At 54.7% G+C, this 6,000-nt stretch carries 7 protein-coding genes; all 7 read right to left on the bottom strand.

What is annotated here, in order from left to right; genetic code table 11:
• Positions 1 to 154 precede the first annotated feature (154 nt).
• Positions 155 to 697 carry a D-glycero-beta-D-manno-heptose 1,7-bisphosphate 7-phosphatase gene (gene gmhB / locus PG899_RS16865; protein ID WP_179101556.1) on the bottom strand — a complete coding sequence of 181 codons (543 nt, stop codon included), beginning with the start codon at positions 695 to 697 and terminating at the stop codon, positions 155 to 157.
• A gap of 112 nt (positions 698 to 809) precedes the next feature.
• Entirely contained in the window at positions 810 to 1,994 is a 1,185-nt protein-coding gene (gene tuf / locus PG899_RS16860) for an elongation factor Tu (RefSeq protein ID WP_011707694.1), read from the bottom strand.
• Between the two features lie 54 nt (positions 1,995 to 2,048).
• Complete coding sequence (gene fusA / locus PG899_RS16855) at positions 2,049 to 4,154, bottom strand: elongation factor G (protein WP_011707695.1); 2,106 nt, start codon at positions 4,152 to 4,154, stop codon at positions 2,049 to 2,051.
• 75 nt (positions 4,155 to 4,229) lie between these two features.
• Complete coding sequence (gene rpsG / locus PG899_RS16850) at positions 4,230 to 4,700, bottom strand: 30S ribosomal protein S7 (RefSeq protein WP_005306266.1); 471 nt, start codon at positions 4,698 to 4,700, stop codon at positions 4,230 to 4,232.
• Between the two features lie 93 nt (positions 4,701 to 4,793).
• Positions 4,794 to 5,168 (bottom strand): 30S ribosomal protein S12, encoded by a 375-nt coding sequence (gene rpsL, locus PG899_RS16845; RefSeq protein ID WP_005306278.1) that lies wholly within the window; start codon positions 5,166 to 5,168, stop codon positions 4,794 to 4,796.
• Between the two features lie 183 nt (positions 5,169 to 5,351).
• On the bottom strand, positions 5,352 to 5,630 hold the full coding sequence (gene tusB, locus PG899_RS16840; RefSeq protein ID WP_024945207.1) for a sulfurtransferase complex subunit TusB: 279 nt from the start codon (positions 5,628 to 5,630) through the stop codon (positions 5,352 to 5,354).
• Positions 5,631 to 5,637: 7 nt separating this feature from the next.
• Positions 5,638 to 5,994: a sulfurtransferase complex subunit TusC gene (tusC, locus tag PG899_RS16835; RefSeq protein WP_077097789.1), complete on the bottom strand. Its 357-nt coding sequence runs from the start codon at positions 5,992 to 5,994 to the stop codon at positions 5,638 to 5,640.
• Positions 5,995 to 6,000: the final 6 nt, after the last annotated feature.

Genomic DNA, 6,000 nt, shown 5'->3' with positions numbered 1-6,000 from the left:
CTACCGACCCGGCTGTTTGCGTTGCCGCTTGCCGTGTCGATGGAGGCGCATTATAGGGAACGGATTCTTTCTGGCAAGCAGATAATTGCAAAAAGATGGCTTTCATCGTTCAACCGTTCACAAAGCCACCAAAAAGCATTTAAAACCAGCAAAATCAGGCCACGGTGGGGGCTGCTACGGCAAAATCATGCAGATTGTCATAGATGGCATCGGCCAGCTCGACACCAGCATCCGTTACCGGCTTGCCCGTTCTGACCATGATCTTGTGACCAACACCGGCATTGATGGCGGCTTTCAGATCAGAAGGTTTGTCACCCACCATATAAGAGCGGCTCATATCGATGTTCAGTTCTTGCTTGGCAAGCAGCAGCATTCCCGGTTCTGGCTTGCGGCAGTCACAGAGAGCACCATGCTCCGGATGATGGGGGCAGAAGTAGATACCATCGAGATCTACGTCGCGATCGGCCAATGACCAATCCATCCACTCGGTCAGGTTCATGAAATCATCTTCACTGAAATAGCCGCGGGCGATACCAGACTGGTTGGTGACAACGACCAGCAGATACCCTTTCTGCTTCATCAACTGCAGGGCTTCAATGACTCCGGGCAAAAAGTGGAAGTCATCTACCTTGCTGACATAACCGGTGTCTTCGTTGATGACACCATCACGATCCAGAAAAATGGCTGGTTTGCTCACAGAAACGACCTCTATCAATGATTTCCCAAAGTATCTCACAGGCCATTTAAAGCCCCAAAAGTAAAAGGGGTGGCCGAAGCCACCCCTTTCATGTGCGTATTTAAAGTATCGATTAAGCGATAACTTTAGCTACAACACCAGCACCTACGGTACGGCCACCTTCACGGATGGCGAAACGCAGGCCGTCGTCCATCGCGATCGGCGCAATCAGGGTAACAACCATCTTGATGTTGTCGCCCGGCATTACCATCTCTACGCCTTCCGGCAGTTCGATGGTACCGGTCACGTCGGTAGTACGGAAGTAGAACTGCGGACGGTAGCCTTTGAAGAACGGGGTATGACGACCACCTTCTTCTTTGGACAGCACGTACACTTCAGATTCAAACTTGGTGTGCGGCTTGATGGTGCCCGGCTTGGCCAGTACCTGACCACGCTCTACGTCTTCACGCTTCACGCCACGCAGCAGTGCACCGATGTTCTCGCCTGCACGACCTTCGTCCAGCAGCTTACGGAACATTTCAACGCCGGTACAGGTGGTCTTGGTGGTATCTTTGATACCCACGATTTCCACTTCTTCACCAACTTTGACGATACCGCGCTCTACACGACCGGTAACTACGGTACCACGGCCAGCGATGGAGAATACGTCTTCGATAGGCATCAGGAACGGCAGGTCGATGGCACGCTCCGGCTCCGGAATGTAGGTGTCCAGGTGGCCAGCCAGTTCCAGGATCTTCTCTTCCCACTGAGCTTCGCCTTCCAGCGCTTTCAGTGCAGAACCACGTACTACCGGCAGGTCATCACCCGGGAAGTCGTACTCGGACAGCAGTTCGCGAACTTCCATCTCGACCAGTTCCAGCAGCTCTTCGTCATCTACCATGTCACACTTGTTCATGAACACGATGATGTACGGAACGCCTACCTGACGACCCAGCAGGATGTGCTCACGAGTCTGCGGCATCGGGCCGTCAGTCGCTGCTACTACCAGGATCGCGCCGTCCATCTGGGCAGCACCGGTGATCATGTTTTTAACGTAGTCGGCGTGACCCGGGCAGTCTACGTGGGCGTAGTGACGGGTAGCGGTGTCGTATTCTACGTGGGAGGTGTTGATGGTGATACCACGCTCACGCTCTTCCGGTGCCTTGTCGATCTGGTCGAAGGCGAAAGCCTTACCACCGAAGTGCTTGGCCAGCACGTTGGTGATAGCGGCAGTCAGGGTGGTTTTACCGTGGTCAACGTGGCCGATGGTGCCGACGTTTACGTGCGGTTTATTACGCTCAAATTTTTCTTTAGACACGACGTAGTCCTTCTAGGTTAAACCCGCCTACCGTCGTAGGCGGGGAATCTTAAATTACTTGGATTTGCGCTCTTCGATCACGGCCTGGGCGACGTTGGTCGGGGCATCGTGATACTTGGCGAATTCCATGGCGTAGGAAGCACGACCCTGGGTAGCAGAACGCAGGGCGGTAGCGTAACCGAACATCTCGGCCAGCGGCACCAAGGCACGAACGATCTTGCCGGACGGGCCATCTTCCATACCTTCGATCAGGCCACGACGACGGTTCAGGTCACCGATCACGTCGCCCATGTAGTCTTCCGGAGTCTCGACTTCTACTTTCATGATCGGTTCGAGCAGAACCGGGTTGGCCTTCATGAAGCCAGCCTTAAAGGCCATGGAAGCAGCGATCTTGAACGCCAGTTCGGAAGAGTCGACATCGTGGTAGGAACCGAAGTGCAGGCGCACGCCCAGATCCATTACCGGATAACCTGCCAGCGGGCCGGACTTCAGCTGCTCGCGGATACCCTTGTCAACACCCGGGATGAACTCACCAGGAATGACGCCGCCCTTGATGTCGTTGACGAATTCGTAGGCTTTGCCTTCTTCCAGCGGGTACATGTCGATCACAACGTGACCGTACTGACCACGACCACCGGACTGCTTGGCGTGCTTACCTTCGATATCCTTGACGGTGTTACGAATGGTTTCACGGTAGGCAACCTGCGGCTTACCTACGTTCGCTTCTACCTTGAACTCGCGACGCATACGGTCAACGATGATGTCCAGGTGCAGCTCACCCATACCGGCGATGATGGTTTGGCCAGACTCTTCGTCAGTCCATACACGGAAGGACGGGTCTTCCTGAGCCAGACGGCCCAGAGCCAGGCCCATCTTCTCTTGGTCAGCCTTGGTTTTCGGCTCAACTGCGATGGAGATTACCGGTTCCGGGAATTCCATACGCTCGAGGATGATCGGCGCTTTTTCGTCACACAGGGTGTCACCGGTGGTCACGTCTTTCAGACCGATGGCGGCAGCGATATCGCCTGCGCGAACTTCTTTGATCTCTTCACGCTTGTTGGCGTGCATCTGAACGATACGGCCAAAACGCTCGCGCTTCTCTTTAACGGAGTTCAGCACGGAGTCACCGGAGTTAACCACACCGGAGTAAACGCGGAAGAAGGTCAGGTTGCCTACGAACGGGTCGGTAGCAATCTTGAATGCCAGAGCAGCAAACGGCTCGTCATCAGAAGCATGACGCTCGTCTTTGGTCTCGCCATCCAGCTTCAGACCGTCGATGGCTGCTACGTCGGTCGGAGCCGGCAGATAGTCAACCACGGCATCCAGCATGGCCTGTACGCCCTTGTTCTTGAACGCGGAGCCACAGGTAACCAGGATGATTTCGTTGTTCAGAACGCGCTGACGAAGAGCTTTCTTGATCTCTTCCTCGGTCAGTTCTTCACCACCCAGGTATTTTTCCATCAGGTCTTCAGACGCTTCAGCAGCGGCTTCAACCAGGGTCATGCGCATTTCTTGCGCTTTTTCCAGCAGCTCAGCCGGGACGTCTTCGTAATCGAAGGATACGCCCTGGTCAGCTTCGCTCCAGTTGATGGCTTTCATCTTGACCAGGTCGATAACGCCCTTGAAGTTCTCTTCTGAACCGATGTTCAGTTGCAGCGGAACCGGGTTACCTTTCAGACGGGTCTTGATGTGCTCAACGCAGCGCAGGAAGTTGGCACCGGTACGGTCCATCTTGTTGACGAACGCGATACGGGGAACCTTGTACTTGTTAGCCTGACGCCATACGGTTTCAGACTGTGGCTGTACGCCACCTACGGCACAGTACACCATCACGGCGCCATCCAGAACACGCATGGAACGCTCTACTTCGATAGTAAAGTCAACGTGGCCCGGGGTATCGATGATGTTGATACGGTGCGGTTGGAACTGTTTGCCCATACCGGACCAGAAAGCGGTGGTCGCGGCGGAGGTGATGGTGATACCACGCTCTTGTTCCTGTTCCATCCAGTCCATGGTGGCGGCGCCATCGTGAACTTCACCGATCTTGTGACTTACACCGGTGTAAAACAGAACGCGCTCGGTAGTAGTAGTCTTACCGGCGTCGATGTGAGCGGAGATACCGATATTACGATAACGCTCAATGGGGGTTGTACGAGCCATTGTCATCCTCTTACTAGGGCACTTGTCCCCAGATAATTAAAGGTGCGCAGAGCCAAAAGACCCTGCGCAAGCGGATTACCAGCGGAAGTGAGCGAAAGCCTTGTTCGCTTCAGCCATACGGTGTACGTCTTCACGTTTCTTGACAGACGAACCCTTATTGTCAGCGGCATCCAGCAGCTCGCCAGCCAAACGCTGAGCCATTGATTTTTCACCACGTTTACGAGCGGCATCAACCAACCAGCGCATTGCCAGGGCATTGCGGCGAACCGGACGAACTTCTACCGGTACCTGATAGGTTGCACCACCGACACGACGAGATTTAACCTCGACGGCCGGACGAATGTTGTCCAGGGCTTCTTCGAATACGGCCAGGTGCTCTTTGCCAGTCTTGGTGGCAATGATGTCCAGCGCGCCATATACGATGGCTTCGGAAACAGATTTCTTACCGTCAACCATTACTACGTTGACAAATTTAGCCAGCAGCTCTGATCCGAACTTGGGATCCGGCAGGATTTTACGCTGACCAACAACACGACGTCTTGGCATTTCAAATTCTCCGTAACTTCAGGGGTTACCCAAAACTAGAAAGTTATCTAACTAGAAACGAATTAACGTTTGGCCTTACTTAACGGAGAACCATTAAGCTTTCGGACGCTTCACGCCATACTTGGAGCGAGCCTGCTTACGGTCTTTAACACCGGCACAGTCCAACGCACCACGAACGGTGTGATAACGAACACCTGGCAAGTCTTTTACACGACCGCCACGGATCAGAACAACAGAGTGCTCTTGCAGGTTGTGACCTTCACCGCCGATGTAGGAGGTGACTTCGAAGCCGTTGGTCAGACGTACACGGCATACTTTACGCAGTGCAGAGTTAGGCTTCTTCGGGGTGGTGGTGTATACACGGGTGCACACGCCACGCTTCTGAGGGCACGCTTCCAGCGCCGGCACGTTGCTTTTCACAACGAGCTTGATGCGTGGCTTGCGAACCAACTGGTTAATAGTTGCCATCAAAAGGCTCCTGATAATGACTTCATAAACATGTGAAAAATCCTCCCCGCAGATACGGGGACGCGAAATTTTATGCCCTGTTGTCAAGGGAGTCAAGATTTATACAATCCGAGCCAGGAAAGGCAGTGAAGAGACCTTGAAAAATATCGATAACCGGCTGAAATAATTATATAAAACCGGCGGTCAGCCAGCCCAGGTCTGCGGCGAGCCTTTTTCCGCGATCAGAGCCACCAAGCCGGCCATGTCCAGATCCAACCCGATCCGTTGTTGCAATCCCCTCGCCTGCAGGTCTTCCCGCATGACATAGAGCGGCACTCCGGCCAACCGAGCACACCACTGAGGGGCCGTGGCAGCGACGACGGCATCCTGCATCAGCACCAGCACATCCTCCGGCTGGCGATAGGTCAGCGCCTGTTCCAGGTCCTGGCTCTGGAAGGGAGAGGTCAATATCAGCTGTATCATGGTCACCTCAAAAGCAGATGTGGGTAGCACAGGCATTCCACTGGTGCCGGATGTCGGTGCGGGACAGGCCGGTCACGGGGATCAGCAGGTCAGCCACCGTCAGGCCACGCTCGGCCAGCGAGTCGGTGCACACATAGACCTCCTCGATGTCGTAGAGCTCGAGCAGCTTGAAGGTCGGCGCATAGTGACGCTGCAAGATGGCCTGCGGCTGCTGCTCTCTGAGCAGTTGCAGCACACCATCTCCGATGAGGAACAGGGCCAGCGACTCGGTCATGGCCGAAGTGGCCAGCAGGGCATCCAGACCTTCCCGCCCGGCGGCGGTACCGTGTGGCCCGCGCCGGCAAATAAACGCTATCTTGTGCATGGCTGC

The organism is Aeromonas sp. QDB39, from assembly GCF_027707585.1.
GTDB classification, from domain to species: Bacteria; Pseudomonadota; Gammaproteobacteria; order Enterobacterales; family Aeromonadaceae; genus Aeromonas; species Aeromonas hydrophila.
Note: the sequence above shows the minus strand (reverse complement) of the source record. Positions and strands in the feature narration are given on the sequence as shown.